Below are 15643 nucleotides of genomic sequence, written 5' to 3' on the forward strand. Positions count from 1 at the left end.
TATCTGCGATATGATAGTTTTATGTATAGACGCAATCCAGCGGATTCAGGTAAGGGTAAGACTCTGTGGGTAGTACGGTTTTTCTGTTGGCGGCGTGATATCACGTTCAGGGCACAATCAATGGCTGGGTCAAACACCAAGTTCAGGGAGGAGAAAGATGGCACTACAAGGATTTGACGAAGCGTATTACCTCGAGGCAAAGTTGGCGGCTCTGCAGGCGGACCCGGAGTACGCTGACGAGTGGGCAAACAAGACCACCGACGATCTGGAAACCTTCATGGCGGATCTGGGCTTGACGCCGGAAACCCATTACAACCTTTACGGTTGGAAGGAAGGGCTCAACCCCAACGAGTTTTTCGATCAGAACGAATATAAGCTGGCCAAGGCCAAGCAGATGGTCGATGACGGCCTCTATGATTCGATGCAGGATGCCTTGGATGCCTTTGAGGATGCCTGGGCCCAGGACCCTTACCAGCACTACCTGCTGTATGGCGCGAAGGAAGGGGTCAATCCGTCCAACGACTTCGATGCCTCCGAGTATCTTAAAGCCAAGCTGGCCAAACTGCAGGCGGACCCGCAGTACGCCGACGAATGGGCGGGTAAGACTGTTGAGGACGTTAAGGATGCTTTCGAGGCCTCGGGTCTGACCCCGCTCACGCATTACCTTGCTTACGGTAAAGACGAAGGGCTGACTGCGCCCGAAGTCCCCGTGGATGAGCAAGTCGATGAGTCGGACCTGCACGCGGGGGAGACCTTAACGCTCACTACTGGTACGGATCTCTTCACTCCCGACGCGGAGGTCGAAGCCGACCGGACTACCGCGAACAACGACACCATCGAAGGCGTCTCCTCGGCGCTCACCTCGGCGCGCACCTTGAACCCCACCGACCAGATCGACGGCGCCGGCGGCAATGACACCCTCAAAGTCGACATGCAGTCTTCTTTCGCCGGCTTCACCGACGGCTACGTGAAGAACGTCGAGACCGTCGAGCTGACCAACAGCGGCACCATCAGCCGCGACTTCAACGCCACCGGTGTCACGGGCGTGCAGAGCTATGTGCTCAACGGCGCAGTCAGCCTCGCCGCCCTGGGCGCCACCGATGCCGCCATCACGCTCAACGGCCAGCAAGATGACGTCGAGATCGGCTTTGCCGCCAAGGTGACCGACGGCACCGCCGATGCCCTGACCTTGAACCTCAACGGCGTGGGCAAGGCGGAAGATACCGCCACCACCGCAATTGAGTTCAACCGAGTCGATCTCACCGCCCCCGGTATCGAAGAGCTGAACCTCGGTGTCGCCGGCGCCAACGTGGTGAACGTTGACGCGGCTGCGGTCAAGGCCGTCACGGCCACGGGCGAAGGCTCGCTGGATGCGAGTTTTAACGACAACGACAACCTCAAGACCATCGACGCCTCCGGTGTGACCGGCAAGGTCGCCGTCGAGCTCGACGGCCTGACTGAGGCCACCACCGTGAAGACCGGTGCCGGCAACGATACCATCATCGCCGCGGAAGATGAGCTGGCAGTCAATGCCGAGCTCGACGGCGGCGCGGGCGATGACCGCCTGGTGCTGAGCGGCACGGGCACCGTGCAATACACCATGGGCAATATCGAGACCGTGGGCCTGGGCGATGGCAGCCTGACCTTCTCCGCCAAGAACGCCTCCGGCATCCAGACCATCGAAGCCACCAGCGCATTTGCGTACACTGCCAACTTCGTCAACCTGGGCAACATTGACCTGAACTTCGCGCTGGGGAAAAACTCCAGTGGCGACATCACCGCGGACAACGCAGGCACGGCTACGGTGAACGTCAGCGGAGAATCCGATACCACGCTGATCCTTACTAAGGCCACCGGCGCTATCCTGAACGTCGCCAAGGACTCCATCTACACTGCTGAGATCGAAGCACTGAAAGCCGGCTCGCTGGAAGCCACCATCGATGGACAACTCGGTATCAGCACCGACGATGCCGCCGAGATCTACATGCCCGAAGCGACGGGTGCGGTGTTCAAGGCCACCAGCACGAATGCTAGCTTCGTCGACCTGCACGCCGCCAAGCTGGTTGACCTGGACATCATCACCGCGGGCGATTTCACTTTCAGGGAAGTCAGTTTGGCCGGCTTGGAATCACTGACCGTCAATACCGATGGTGACTTCTCCATCGGTGATCTGGCCGCCATCCACAGCGTCGACCTCTCCGGTACCGGTACGGCCACTCTGGGTGCCCTGGGAGCTACGGATCTGGATTACGGCATTACCGTCAATGCCAGCGAGCTTACCGATCTGACCATCGGCAGCATCAATGTCGGCGAAGGCCAGTCCATTGAGCTGAATGTGGCTGAGGTGGCGGGGGATGTGACCCTGGGTACGGTTATTGAAGAAACGGTTATTGAAAAAACGGTTACTCAAACTGGAGAAGAGGTTACTACCATTACTGGCGGCGCCACCGTAGGAGATGGGGCCACCGGCACCATTTCCGTGCACGCCAATGGCACCCAAGGCGCTGTGACTCTCGGCGACCTCTCCGCCAAGACCGTCACCGTGGATGCCACGGGGGCATTGGGTCAGGTGACCGTAGGTACCATTTCGGGTAATTACGGCGACGGCGGCATCGATGCAGAAACCGTCAACTTCACCGGTTCCGAGTTGAGGCCCAACGAAGTCTATGTCACGGCGTCCGATTCCGCGACCCTCACCGGCGGTATCGCTGACGATACCTTCATGCTGGTCGCGGACAATGGTTTGGGTGATACTACCCAGTTCACCATCACCGGCGGCCTGGGTGATGATCAATTCCTGATCGATTGGGATGCTACTCTGAATGGCAAGGCCATCGCGACCATTACCGACTTCGAGGAGGGTGATACCACCAACATCGCGGCTGAAACGCTTGGTGTCTTTGATGATGCAGAGATAGCCCTGGGTGTGCTGCAAGACGCAGGGTTTGCACCTGCTGACGCAGATGCCGAGGATATTGCATTCCTGGATCTGGGTACTGACGCTACCTACGACAATAGCGTCTTCACCTACGACACCTACGACACCTACGACAATAGCGTCTTCACCTACGACGGCAACACGTATGCCGTGGTAGGGGATTGGGACATCGACGGAACCCTAACCCGAGACACTCATGATGCTGCCTTCCAGGACGGCGAAATCCTGATCCAGCTCCTTGGCGTTCAAGATGCTGATGCCATCAATCATGCCTTTGGTTTGACAGGGTAAAAGCAAAGGTCAGAGGGCAGTCCCCAATTTCTCTGAAATCAGGGACTGCTGACCTTTCATGAAACCGTAAGCGCAAGGCCCCATCCCTCTCAAGGGGTGGGGTCTTTTCTATGTTCTGAAAAAGCCCCGTACCCCGTAGTACCCCGTAGGGCGCAATAAGCGAAGCGCATTGCGCCGAATTTAATCCGGCCCACACCATGCCCAATTATCGACGCGCCTGGCATCCCGGCGGGACTTATTTCTTTACGGTCAACACGTTGCGCCGGCACGGTTGCACGCTCCTGACGGATCACATCGATTCGCTGCGCGCCGCCGTGCGCACGGTGCGACGTGCGCATCCCTTCGCCATTCACGGGTGGGTGGTGTTGCCGGATCACCTGCATGCCGTCATCGAACTGCCGCCAGGCGACGCCGACTTCGCCACCCGTTGGCGGTTGATCAAGGCCGGTTTTTCCAAACGCCTGCCGCCAATAGAACGGCGTTCGGCGGTGCGTGTGGCCCGCGGTGAACGCGGCATCTGGCAACGACGATTCTGGGAACACCTGATTCGAGATGAACGCGATTTTGCTGCGCACATGGATTATGTGCACTTCAATCCTGTCAAACATGGCCATGTCGCCAGGGTTGCCGACTGGCCTTATTCGACGTTTCATGCCTTGGTGGCGAAAGGGATTTATCCGGCCGATTGGGGCGGCAGCATGGCGGCCGACGGGGTGAGGTGCCCTGACTGAATTCGGCGCAATGCGCTTCGCTTATTGCGCCCTACGGGGTACGGGGCGGGCAGCCGGCGTAGGCGTAGGGCGGATTAGCGGAGCGTAATCCGCCGAATGGGATGTGTGACGTGGTTGTTTTGGATACTACAGAGAACAGACCATGACCCGGCGGTCTCCACCAGGGTGGTAACCCCAAATGGACATCCACAGCTTACACAGATCATCTGTGGCCATCGGTGAAATCCGTGGATAAAGTCGTGATCGGAGCCGCCGTGGCGGCATGCCTTCCTGCAACAACTATCCTGACACAGACGGACCACCTTGTTATGTCAGCAATTCCCGGAGCGCATGGTCCTTGGGTGAAAAGCGGGCGTGAAAGGAGAGTCTTCGAGTGTTCAGCGGGCCGTTTGGGGTGATCGAGGGTCCGAACGTCCCGCTGAGGGATGCCACCTGGAGCGTGAGGGGCTCAGATGCCCGGTTTGAAGGCGCACCTCCGCGTCGGTTTTTCGGGTGAAAGGCTCAGGTTCTGCATGGGGTAATTCCTTTCTCCGCCCTACGAGGTGTTATAGGCGATGATCGGGGTCAGCCTTTTGTATCCGTAAAGAAGGGCCTCGTAGAGCATCCGGATGGACTCCAGGCGGAAGTCCCAGAACATGGCCCGGATCCTCTCCCAGAGGTCCCGTTTGGTTTGGAGCTTTCGCCATACGGCCTGAAACAGCGGGCAACACAGTTGGAGGCTCTGGTCCACGCAGAAGGCCAACATCATGAGGGTGACGAAAACGGCGCTAAGGTGTTTTCGGCCCAGGCCGTAGTTGTGTTCGAGGTGGTAGCCCTGGTTTTTCAAGGTGTTGAAGGTTTCGTTTTCGATGCGCCAGCGTGCCCGGCCGATCCGCATCAAGGTAACGGCGTTTTCCCGGCGGATGAGGATATCGGTGACCCAGGAAAACCGCAGAAGCCCCTTGGGGGTCACCTGCCAGTATTCGAGGAGGTTCACTCGAAGGTCGGGATGGGACTTGTTGAGGGGAAGATCGTTGATGAAGCGGAAGTAATGGAGGGTTTCGGGGTTGTCTTCCGCTGCGTGCCAGAACTCCACAGCCCGGCCCTCCGCGATGGCCTCGTCGGCCTTTTCGAAAAGGAAGGCGTGATCGCCGGGTTTAACCCCAAGGACGAAGCGGCAGTCGAAGCGCTTGAGGGTTTCAATGTGGGGAGCGTTGGGACTGAGGGCATCTTCGGTCACGATGAGCTTGATATGGGGGTGGTCGGTTCTCAGGTTCTCGATACAACGGCCGGCGGCGTTGCGTTCGCAGTCGTTTTTGGTGTCACCGTCTTCTCTTCGGATCACTTCGGGGGGAAAGGGGATCACGGCCTTGTGGTCCGGGTGGACGAGGGCGGCTCCCATCATTTGGAGGGAATAGGTGGTCTTGCCGGTGGCAGAGGTTTTTCGAAGGCAGGCGTCGGAAAAGACCTTTTCCGACGAAAAATAGCCCGTGCCGTCCAGGGCCAGGATGTAGTGGCCGTCCAGCACGGTCATCTGAGCCAGCGCCTTGCCGCGCTGAAGCCGTGAGAAGATCTCGCCGAAGGCGGGTCGGAACACATAGGGCGAAACCTCATCGAGAATTTCCCGCATGGTGCTGTCGGCAGGGATCTTCTCGATGTGGTAGAGCGCGTGCAGGTTGTGATCCCGAGCCGACCAGCGTTTCTCAAAGGCCAGAAGAGAGGGATCCTTCAAAGAAAACATGGCGAAGGCGCTCATGGCCGCATCCGCAAAGGAGATCTGCGGCCTGCCTTTGCGGGGATCGGGGATCTTTTCGAACTCACGACGCACCGCTCTCACCAGGGCATCTGCATTCAGATGCTTGCGAAGTCGGATCTTGGAGGAAGGAGCGTCTTTGCTGGGCTTCATGGCAAAATAGCCTACCAGAGACGCGGGCGGCTGTCCAGCATGAAACAGCAAAATAGTCGAAAAAATTCACCTCCGAAACCCCCTTCGGAGCCCGAAACCACCCCCTGGGTTCGCGAAAACCAAATCCTTCAATGCCCGGTTTTCAAGGCTTTACAGGGGCTCCGGAAATTGCTGTGTACTGATATTTAGGATCATCAAAAAGATGTCGATAAGAACCGTTCACATCATAACTGCCCACATCAAGAACCCGCACTTCGTCCTTGGCTATTTTTGAGGCGTAGTTCTTCACGAACCATTCCATTCGAAGGAGTGAACTTTTATGCATATCAATTTTTCCCTTTAATTCTGGGGTCAGGCCACATGGTTCTTGCGCCCCTTGCATCGTCGCGCTATGCTTGGACCATGACGCGGCGGCGCTGCACCAGGATCGCAACCCAAATGGACATCCACAGATTACACAGATTGACACAGATTAAAGAATCAAGGGGTTTGATGGAAAATCCAATCATCTGTGGCCATCGGTGAAATCTCTGGACAAAGACAGACAGCACAACAGGCTCGCGGTGATCCCCGGCTTCCTCCGAGGTGCCAGAGCTACGTTTGAGGTGACAGGCATGGACGATTTCACAAAGCATACCATCATGTTTGATCCACCGGCGAAGGTAGAATCCGCATCCTCTGCATGGATCATGCACACGCCTTTTGCGTTCTTCATGATCAGCGTCTTGAGGCCCAGGCTGTTGGTGGAGCTTGGTGTCCACACCGGTCATTCATATAATGCCTTCTGCCAGGCGGTCAAGACACTCAAGACCGCTACCCACTGCTACGGCATAGATACATGGAAGGGAGACGAACACGCTGGATGGTATGAAGATGATATCTACCAAAATCTGTATCAATACCAGCTCAAAGAGTATGCTGAGTTTTCCAATCTCCTCAGGATGACCTTCGACGAGGGGCTGGCTTATTTCTCGGATAGTAGCATAGATCTGCTCCATATCGACGGTTTGCATACCTATGACGCGGTAAAGCACGATTTCGAGTGCTGGCTGCCGAAGATGAGCGACAGGGGCGTCGTCCTGCTCCATGACACCTTTGTGCGAGAACGAGGCTTCGGCGTTTGGCGATTATGGGAAGAAATCGCCTCCCGATATCCTTCTTTCAACTTTACGCACGGATACGGGCTGGGTATCGCTGCGGTCGGCTCGAATGTAGGGAAGGATTTTCTGGATTTTCTCGACAGAGCCGGCCAGGACGCCTTTTATCGGAAGCTCTTTTTTAACTTGGGCAGGCAGATCATCCTCGAAGAATCGGTCCGGGACAAGGATGCTCGGATCGCCGCGCTGAACGCTACGCTAAGTGAGAAGGACGCGCGCATAGGAAGCCTCGAAGAATCGGTCCGGGAGAAGGAAGGTCGAATCGCCGCGCTGAACGCCTGGATCGAGGAGAAGGAAGGTCAGATCGCCGCGCTGCGCCAGAGTACGTCTTGGCGGATCACCGCTCCCTTGCGCTACGTATCGGAGCGTGGCCGGTCTACCTTTGTCGGCGCTCAGAGACTCTGGTCCGGGGTGCGGCGCCGGGGCGGGCGCGTTGTCGCGCTGCCCAAGGTCGTTCGGGTTCTGCGCCGGGAGGGCGTGGGCGGCTTGAAGGCCAAAACGCGCGCTGAGATGTACTCATCCGGTAGCGCCGACCTGCCTCCCAGTATGGAGGAGGCGACCGACGAGCGTCCATCCAGGTGATCCCGTATTATATCGGTCCGGAGTGCGAGCGGGCGGCGCCGGCGTTCGAGAAAAAACCGAATGTCGCGATCCACCTGCATCTGTTCTACCAGGATATGCTCGATGAGTTCGTCTCCCGGCTGCAGCGAATGCCCTGCCCCTTCGATCTCTATGTTTCCGTGCCTGGCGACGGGAGCGCCGCCGCCGTGCGTTCCCTGTTGCAAAACAGCCTGGGCGCCGCCCGCAAGGTCATCGTCGAGGAGGTCCCCAACAAGGGGCGGGACCTTGGGCCCTTGATTGTCCAGTTCGGCCGACGATTGGCGGAATATGAAATCATCGCCCATTTTCACAGCAAAAAGAGCCCGCATTGCAGCCAGCTTTCCGGGTGGTGCCGGCACATTCTCGATCTGCTCCTCGGTCCCCCGGGAAACGATGGGGGCCGAATCGCGCGCATCATCGAACGGCTGCAAGCCGACGCCAAGTTCGTCTACCCGGAAGGACAGACCCTTATCATCAAGGATCGCACCGGCTGGGGGGCCAATCACGCCTTGGCCCGGCGCCTTCTGGAAACCCACACGACGCTTTCCATCGACGATTTCCCGGTGGTGGATTTTCCGGAAGGGTCCATGTTCTGGGCGCGAGGCGCGTGCATGAAGGATTTTCTCCGGCTTCCACTGGATTGGAACGATTTTCCCGACGAACCCATCCCCGCCGACGGCACGTTGGCCCATGCCCTTGAACGGTTGATGCTCATTTTCGCAAGCCCTTATCCCGGCCGCGTCTACCGCCTGCACCGGGGCGATTCGATCCCGGACTACCGCTGCTACGAGGAACAGCAGGATTTCTCGGCTCTCGTCGCAAAGAGCGACGTCAAGGTGCTCGCCTACTATCTCCCCCAGTTTCATCCGACGCCGGAAAACGATCGGTGGCATGGCGAGGGGTTCACCGAGTGGACCAAGGTCAGGGAAGCCAATCCGCTTTTCGAGGGCCATTATCAACAGCACATCCCTCATCCCGATATCGGCTGTTATTCCATCGAAAGCCCCGACATGTTGCGGCGGCAGGCGGATCTGATGCGCAAGGCCGGCGTGTTCGGGCAGATCTTTTACCACTACTGGTTTTCCGGCAAACTGATCCTCGAAAAGCCCGCCCGCATGCTTCTCGAAAACCCCGAGATCGACATGCCCTATTGTTTTTGTTGGGCCAACGAAAACTGGACCCGCCGGTGGGACGGAAACGAGGAGGAAATCCTCCTCAAGCAGGAATATTCCGCGCGCGATGCGGTTGAGTTCATCCGCTACCTGATCCCCTTTTTCCGCGACCCGCGTTACATCCGGGTGGAGGAGCGCCCCATGCTCTTGGTGTATCGGCCCGCCTCCCTCCCGGATCCTCGGCTTTACCTCGAAACCTGGGAAAAGGAATGCGCCGCCTGCGGCATCGCGCCCCCTTACGTCGTAGGGGTGTTGACCCGGGAGGCCAAGGATCCGCGCGATTTCGGGATGGAGGCCGGCGTCGAACGGGTGCTTCACGACTGGACGGCCGGCGCCGTGCCGGAAATGAAGGAGCGCCTGCGCGCCTACCAGCCCTTGCGCGGGAGCGTCCTGGATTACGACCAGGTGGCTGATTTCTACAGCGCTCGGACCTCGCCCGGAGACTTTACCTGGTTTCGCTCCATTGTCCCCATCTGGGACAACACCGCGCGCTACGGCTCCGATGCGTTCCTGGTGCACGGCAGTACGCCGCGCAAATTTGCGCAGTGGCTGAAGGCGCTCGTCGCCTTTTCACGGGCCTACCTGCCGCCGGATCGCCGTTTCATCATGGTCAACGCCTGGAACGAATGGGCCGAGGGCGCGCACCTGGAGCCCGATTCGCGCTACGGCTACGCCTACCTCAACGCCGTGGGCCGCACCCTCGCGGGGATCGCCTACGGGGCCGATCTCAACCCCGTCGAAAAGCTCCCGCCGAAGCTCCGGATCCGCCTGGTGGTGGCGGATGAGGTCCTCGATGCCCTGCGAGAAGACAAGCAGCTCGAGGAGCGCTTCTTCGCTTGCCTGGCTCGGTCGACTTTCTTTGAGCATTGCGACGTGGAGCTCCACCCGCCGCGGCTCATCGGCGCCCTGCCCGCTGCGGTGCGGGCCGATGTCTCCAAGCCCGCCGAACGACCGGTGGATTGGATCCTCCAGGTGAGGCGCGTGGCCCTTTTCCCCCCCGATTTGATCGAAAAGATGCTCCAGACCGCCTGCCGGGTAGGCCGTTCGGTGGTGCTCTCCAACGCCTACGATCGCCACTTTCCCCTCATCGAGGCCACCGAGAACGGGTCGGTGGACGCGGCCCGGGCCTTCGAGGCGCCTCTTGTCTTGATGCCGGCCGATCCCGGCCCGCAGGGCTACAAGAATTATCGCCTGCGCGCCGACGCGCACAGCTTTGTCGCCTATCCGAACACCCTGCCGCCGAAAAAGCTCCCCCGGGTCACCACCATCATCCGCTATCACCGCAAGAACGACATGGGGCTTCTGCGAAACGCGCTCTACTGCCTCGCGGCCATGCAGGACTGTGTTGTCCTGCCGTTGATCGCCGCCCAGGATCTCGACGCCGAAGCCGATGCCAAGCTACGGGATCTGCTGGGTCAACTGCCTTGGCCCGAAGGCCGCGATGCGCGCGTTCTCCATTTCGCGTCCCCGGAGGGGAAAGGGGATCTCCGCGCCCGGATGCTCAACGAGGCCCTGAAACAGGTTTCCACGCGCTACGCCGGGTTCCTCGATTACGACGACCTGCTCATGTCCCATGCCTACGGCTGGTTGCTCGAGCGCCTGAGGCGAACCGGCAAGGCGGTCGCCTTCGGCCGCGTCTATTCGACCTCCTACGATCGCGACACGGGCCTGTTCCGCGGCCGCAAGCAGGTGTTCACCTACGGCTTTTCCTACGATGATTTCGTCGCGTGCAACCATGCGCCTCTCCACAGCTTTCTGCTGGACCTGGATCAACTGGATCTGAGACGCGTCCACTACCACGACGACCAACGCTACCTGGAGGATTATTTCCTCACCCTGCAGCTCTTCACCCGCGAAAACGCCGACTGGGAAAGCCTTGGAGAAAACGCCTACATCGGCGACTACCTTCATGTCGTCGGCGGAGCCAACACGCTGGCCATGGCGAGCGAGGAGGCGCACCAGGCCATCGTGGAAAGCCCGGAGTACCGGCTCTGTGAACAGCGGGTGGACGCGCTGCGCCGTTCGCTTCACAACACCTGAGGGATCCAAGCCCCGTAGGGCGCAATAAGCGAAGCGCATTGCGCCGAATGCAAAATGACCACGTAACACCCACCCCATTCGGCGGATTACGCTACGCTAATCCGCCCTACGCAGGCTGGGAGGAAACTGGGAAACAAACCCCGTACCCCGTACCCCGTAGGGCGCAATAAGCGAAGCGCATTGCGCCGAATGCAAAACGACCACGTATCCACCCGCACATCGGCGGATTACGCTACGCTAATCCGCCCTACGCAGGCTGGGAGGAAACTGGGAAACAAACCCCGTACCCCGTACCCCGTAGGGCGCAATAAGCGAAGCGCATTGCGCCGAATTTGATCCGGCCCATACCATGCCCAACTACCGACGCGCCTGGCATCCCGGCGGGACGTATTTCTTTACGGTCAACACCCTGCGCCGGCGCGGTTGCACGCTCCTGACGGATCACATCGATTCGCTGCGCGCCGCCGTGCGCACGGTGCGACGTGTGCATCCGTTTCGTATCCACGGGTGGGTGGTGTTGCCGGATCACCTGCATGCCGTCATCGAACTGCCGCCCGGCGACGCCGACTTCGCCGCCCGCTGGCGGTTGATCAAGGCCGGTTTTTCCAAACGCCTGCCGCCAATAGAACGGCGTTCGGCGGTGCGTGTGGCCCGCGGAGAACGCGGCATCTGGCAACGACGATTCTGGGAACACCTGATTCGAGATGAACGCGATTTTGCTGCGCACATGGATTATGTGCACTTCAATCCTGTCAAACATGGCCATGTCGCCAGGGTTGCCGACTGGCCCTATTCGACGTTTCATGCCTTGGTGGCGAAAGGGATTTATCCGGCCGATTGGGCCGGCAGTATGGCGGCCGACGGGGTGAGGTGCCCTGACTGAATTCGGCGCAATCCGCTTCGCTTATTGCGCCCTACGTGACCGGCGCAATGCGCTTCGCTTATTGCGCCCTACGTCACCGGCGCAATCCGCTTCGCTTATTGCGCCCTACGGTAGGGCGGATTAGCGGAGCGTAATCCGCCGAATCGAATGTGTGTTACGTGGTTGTTTTCCATACGGCGCAATCCGCTTCGCTTATTGCGCCCTAGAGAACAGAGAGAACAGAGGGTCACATCTTGATTTGTGAATTCGCCTCGTTCCCAAACTCGCTTCGGGGGACAGTATATTTTCCACCTTGTTCCCAAGCTCCGGCTTGGGAACGGCCTGCCCAAGAAGCTCCAGCTTCCACACCGGGCTCCCAACATGATTCTTGCCCCGCTTCCATCCCCGCGCTATCCTTGGTCCATGACCCGGCGGCGCTCCAGCAGAGTGGTAACCCAAATCGACATCCACAGATTACACAGATTGACACAGATTAAAAGAATCAAGGGGCTTGATGGAAAATCCAAGCATCTGTGACCATCGATGAAATCTGTGCATAAAATCATGATTGTGCCCGCCGTGGCGGCATGATGTCGTGCGACAACTACCCTGACACAGCGGGTGGGGAACGACCCGTTGGCCATCCCTGGGGACTGTGATATCTTCAAACGGTATCTCCGGGAACTTTCGCAAGGAGTCCGCCATGGGTGGCTACGATGCCGCGATGAAGGTCATCCTCGCCCACTGCCGTGAGGCGGCGCTGGAGTTTTTCCTGGGCCTGCATGTCGAAGAATCGGAGATTTTGGAACTTCCCCAGGAGACGGCTTCGGTTCGCCGAAGCGATTTTCCCATCCGGGTGCGGGCTTCCGACGGGCGGGTCTTTATCGTATTGCTGGAAGTGCAAAGCCGGTGGGAACCGAACGTACCGTTGCGGCTTCTGGAATACGACGTGCGGTATCGTCTGAAAACAGGCCTCTCGGTCTTGCCGGTGGTGATGCTTCTTACCCCCAGCGGGAACGTGGTGGAAAGCTTCGAAGACGGCGGCATCCGCTACCGGTTCCAGCTGATATCCCTTGCCGCCATGGACGCCCAAAAGGTGCTGGAATGGGGAAATCCGTGTCTCATGCCCTTTGTGGGGCTCATGCGGGGAGGGTCGGAGATCTTTCAAAGGGCCGAAGAGGCCGTCTATGGCTCGAGCCTCGGCCGAAGCGACAAGGCGGATCTTTTGACCGGCATGGCGCTTCTTTCGGGTCTTGTGGACAAGGATCTACCTCGCCGGCTGCTGGAGCGCAGGAGGGACATCATGATGGAATCCTATGCCTATGAACTGATCAAGAAGGAAGGCTACGAGGAAGGCATCCGCTCGGGAATAGAACAGGGACTGCAGCAGGGAATAGAGCAGGGACTACACCAGGGAATAGAGCAGGGACTACACCAGGGAATAGAGCAGGGTCTGCAGCAAGGGACCCTGGAGGCCACACGGGAACATATCCTGGAGACCTTGGAAGCGCGCTTTAAGGATGTTCCCAAAGATATCCTTCAGTCCCTTCGGGAGATCCGAGATCCGGATGCGCTGAAACTCCTCTTCAGGAAGGCTCTTCGTGCCGATTCCCTGGACGAATTCCGCAAAGCGCTGTCAAGCTTTTTTGATTAGGCAGCCATTCCCGCAGGTTCTGCAAAGCTTTTCCCCTCGTTCCCAAGCTGGAGCTTGGGAACAAGGGGAATTCCATTTCCCCTCCCCTTGTGGGAGGGGATTAAGGGGAGGGGAATGTAACCGATTGACATACGTTAATTTTCTCACCCTCACCCCGACCCTCTCCCATCAAGGGAGAGGGGGATTTTTTGACCTTCTTCCCAAGCTCCACCATCCACCTTGTTCCCAAGCTGGAGCTTGGGAACAAGAAGCAAAGGATCTGCACCCGTTCATGGATCAGGTCATGCTCAAGGAATAACCCCTCGCTCATCTGGGAGGACATTTTATTCCGGCGTTTACCAGACATTTTATTCCGATGGTGACACCCTGAAGAAGAATGGATCTCTCTTCGAACCACCAAGATCATCGAAAGGCTCAACAACGAGTTTCGCAGAAGGACCAGGCCGATGGAGATCGTGGCAGGTGAGCAGTCCTGCTACACCCTCCTTGCATTCATTGCATTGAAGATGGAGCTCCACTGGAGGTCCAATCCTCTCGGAAAAGTCGCTAAAAGTCTGCCCTTTTGGAAGCAGTTGGAGGGGTAATGAATTTACACAAAACGCTTGACACTACCGTGATTTCTGGAGAAACGGGGAGTGGAGAGACCGTTGAACAGATCCTTGAAGCCCATCCCAGATTGACGAGAGAAGCGATCAAAGCAGAGCTGGCATTCGCCGCCAAAGCATTGCGGGCCGACGTTGTCTTCCCTACAAGCGGGATAAGCTCATGAATTTTCCGGCGGATGAGAGCGTTGGCTTCCCGGTGGTACGGAGGCTGGGCAATGATGGGGACGAAGTGCTGTATGTTGCCGGGGATTTCCGATGAAAAGGTACTGGCCGCCGCTCAGCCGTAGCGTCAGCTACAGAAGGAGTAGTCTGTATGTTTGTTACGTCCTCTGAGTACGAAAAAGTAGTCACCTCCATATTGGAGGAGGAAGAGGAATTGTTTGTGGCAGTGGCGTTTTGGGGGTGTGGCGCGGACTCGATTATCAACCGGCGTTCCGCGAAAACTGTCAAACTGATATGTAACTTGGCAAGTGGCGCGACGAATCCCGATGTTATTGGTGCTCTCCGCGGTAAGCAGGGTGTTTGTCTAAAGCAACATGATCGCTTGCATGCGAAGGTGTTCGTGGGGAGCAAGAGAGCACTTGTTGGTTCGGCGAATTTGTCAAGCAATGGTTTGAATTTAGAAGGGGCTGAGATTTCTGGGTGGGAGGAAGCAGGGTTAGTAACTACCGATGCAAAGGAAATTGGAGCCATAAAAAAGTGGTTTGACGCGATGTGGAGGGAATCCCGGGAAATCAAAGATTTCGAACTTGAAGACGCAAGGCGAAAATGGAAAGAAAGGCGAGCAACAAGGGTAAATATCTCTTCTTCTTCTTCTTCTTCGCGTGGTTTCTCGCTTGCTGAACTCAGCCTGGAGGAGATCTCTGATAGGCGAATATATTTGGTTATATACCGTAATCAGCTTTCGGATGAGGCGGTGAAAGAGTATGGAAAGTATCAGAAACAACAGACCGGCCAGCCATTGGACAAGTCCGCCGAGCCACCCCCAGTTTATGAAGGGTGGCCGGAGTTACCCAAAGATGCTCAGCTTATCGACGTATATTATGGACCGCGCGGTGGCCTTCGATGCTTCGGAGTCTATACTCGAACCTATGATATCAAATTCAAATACAGCGAAGGGTCGCAAGGGCATTTGGCCGTTTGCCGTAAAGACAACCAGATCATGGGCTATCCATTTGGACACGAAGAGGAATTGAAGTTTGCTAAAGACCTATGTCCTTGTATAGAGGAAATTTGGAACAGTGATTTGGCGGTTGGTGACAACCTTGGAAAGTATATCCAGCTCGCAGACGTTGTCCAAATCTGTAGGCGCCCGCATTCAAAACGGTAGGATGAAAAGCGAACAGATCATAGATTTTCTCTCTCAAGGCCAGTAATTTCCGGAGCATCTGTAACTGCTTGAAAAAAAAAAAAAAAAAAAAAAAAAAAAAAAAAAAAAAAAACGAGCCTTGGAAGATTTCGTCTTCGCAAACCCGACGGCCCTCTTTCCTTGCCCACTCTGCATCCAAACTCACATTCCGCAGTCATGTCGGTCATGAATGGGGTAATGATGAATTGGATCAATGTTATCTTTAAACTTACATTTCGCAGTTGCGACGCATGTGATTGGGCTAATTTTCTGTGCACAACCTCTGGACATTACGATCACGATCCTGTATGAATGCGATTGGAAGCCTGAAGGCGACGGTTCAATCGCAAAGGAGACAGG

Annotated in this window: 10 protein-coding genes and 1 pseudogene; 9 read left to right on the plus strand and 2 right to left on the minus strand. The window is 57.4% G+C overall.

Annotation, left to right across the window (positions count from 1 at the left end):
* The first annotated feature begins 157 nt into the window (after positions 1-157).
* Both FDQ92_RS03610 and FDQ92_RS03615 read left to right on the plus strand, forming a co-directional pair.
* Positions 158-3229 carry a beta strand repeat-containing protein gene (locus FDQ92_RS03610; protein ID WP_137423314.1) on the plus strand — a complete coding sequence of 1024 codons (3072 nt, stop codon included), beginning with the start codon at positions 158-160 and terminating at the stop codon, positions 3227-3229.
* A 197-nt stretch (positions 3230-3426) separates the two neighbouring features.
* Positions 3427-3960: an REP-associated tyrosine transposase gene (locus FDQ92_RS03615; protein ID WP_137423315.1), complete on the plus strand. Its 534-nt coding sequence runs from the start codon at positions 3427-3429 to the stop codon at positions 3958-3960.
* 535 nt (positions 3961-4495) lie between these two features.
* Here the strand turns inward: FDQ92_RS03615 and FDQ92_RS03620 are convergent.
* Both FDQ92_RS03620 and FDQ92_RS15150 read right to left on the minus strand, forming a co-directional pair.
* The gene (locus tag FDQ92_RS03620; RefSeq protein ID WP_137423316.1) at positions 4496-5845 is read right to left on the minus strand and encodes a transposase; all 1350 of its coding nucleotides are present in this window, start codon (positions 5843-5845) and stop codon (positions 4496-4498) included.
* A gap of 142 nt (positions 5846-5987) precedes the next feature.
* Entirely contained in the window at positions 5988-6134 is a 147-nt protein-coding gene (locus FDQ92_RS15150; protein ID WP_170180164.1) for a hypothetical protein, read from the minus strand.
* 325 nt (positions 6135-6459) lie between these two features.
* On the opposite strand from FDQ92_RS15150, the gene FDQ92_RS03625 reads away from it, so the two are divergent.
* From FDQ92_RS03625 to FDQ92_RS03655, 7 genes and pseudogenes are all read left to right on the plus strand, one after another.
* On the plus strand, positions 6460-7584 hold the full coding sequence (locus FDQ92_RS03625; RefSeq protein ID WP_137423317.1) for a class I SAM-dependent methyltransferase: 1125 nt from the start codon (positions 6460-6462) through the stop codon (positions 7582-7584).
* On the plus strand, positions 7581-10814 hold the full coding sequence (locus FDQ92_RS03630) for a glycoside hydrolase family 99-like domain-containing protein (RefSeq protein WP_137423318.1): 3234 nt from the start codon (positions 7581-7583) through the stop codon (positions 10812-10814). Before FDQ92_RS03625 ends, FDQ92_RS03630 begins: the two co-directional genes overlap by 4 nt.
* Before the next feature lie 349 nt (positions 10815-11163).
* Entirely contained in the window at positions 11164-11697 is a 534-nt protein-coding gene (locus FDQ92_RS03635; protein WP_137423319.1) for an REP-associated tyrosine transposase, read from the plus strand.
* Between the two features lie 682 nt (positions 11698-12379).
* Positions 12380-13330, plus strand: a complete 951-nt coding sequence (locus FDQ92_RS03640) for an RpnC/YadD family protein (RefSeq protein WP_137423320.1) — start codon at positions 12380-12382, stop codon at positions 13328-13330.
* 365 nt (positions 13331-13695) lie between these two features.
* A pseudogene (locus FDQ92_RS03645) lies at positions 13696-13914 on the plus strand (transposase); the annotation flags it as partial.
* The gene (locus FDQ92_RS16100) at positions 13914-14099 is read left to right on the plus strand and encodes a DUF433 domain-containing protein (protein ID WP_137423321.1); all 186 of its coding nucleotides are present in this window, start codon (positions 13914-13916) and stop codon (positions 14097-14099) included. The pseudogene FDQ92_RS03645 and the gene FDQ92_RS16100, both read left to right, overlap by 1 nt.
* A gap of 149 nt (positions 14100-14248) precedes the next feature.
* The gene (locus tag FDQ92_RS03655) at positions 14249-15265 is read left to right on the plus strand and encodes a phospholipase D family protein (RefSeq protein ID WP_137423322.1); all 1017 of its coding nucleotides are present in this window, start codon (positions 14249-14251) and stop codon (positions 15263-15265) included.
* The last annotated feature ends 378 nt before the right edge of the window (positions 15266-15643 follow it).

The organism is Desulfoglaeba alkanexedens ALDC (assembly GCF_005377625.1).
GTDB classification, from domain to species: Bacteria; Desulfobacterota; Syntrophobacteria; order Syntrophobacterales; family DSM-9756; genus Desulfoglaeba; species Desulfoglaeba alkanexedens.

What these genes read in the sequence shown, in the direction of transcription:
- FDQ92_RS03635 (WP_137423319.1), top strand. Translation starts at nt 11,164, where the DNA reads ATGCCCAACTACCGACGCGCCTGGCATCCCGGCGGGACGTATTTCTTT.
- FDQ92_RS03615 (WP_137423315.1), top strand. Translation starts at nt 3,427, where the DNA reads ATGCCCAATTATCGACGCGCCTGGCATCCCGGCGGGACTTATTTCTTT.
- FDQ92_RS03640 (WP_137423320.1), top strand. Translation starts at nt 12,380, where the DNA reads ATGGGTGGCTACGATGCCGCGATGAAGGTCATCCTCGCCCACTGCCGT.
- FDQ92_RS16100 (WP_137423321.1), top strand. Translation starts at nt 13,914, where the DNA reads ATGAATTTACACAAAACGCTTGACACTACCGTGATTTCTGGAGAAACG.
- FDQ92_RS03625 (WP_137423317.1), top strand. Translation starts at nt 6,460, where the DNA reads ATGGACGATTTCACAAAGCATACCATCATGTTTGATCCACCGGCGAAG.
- FDQ92_RS03620 (WP_137423316.1), bottom strand. Translation starts at nt 5,845, where the DNA reads ATGAAGCCCAGCAAAGACGCTCCTTCCTCCAAGATCCGACTTCGCAAG.
- FDQ92_RS03610 (WP_137423314.1), top strand. Translation starts at nt 158, where the DNA reads ATGGCACTACAAGGATTTGACGAAGCGTATTACCTCGAGGCAAAGTTG.
- FDQ92_RS03655 (WP_137423322.1), top strand. Translation starts at nt 14,249, where the DNA reads ATGTTTGTTACGTCCTCTGAGTACGAAAAAGTAGTCACCTCCATATTG.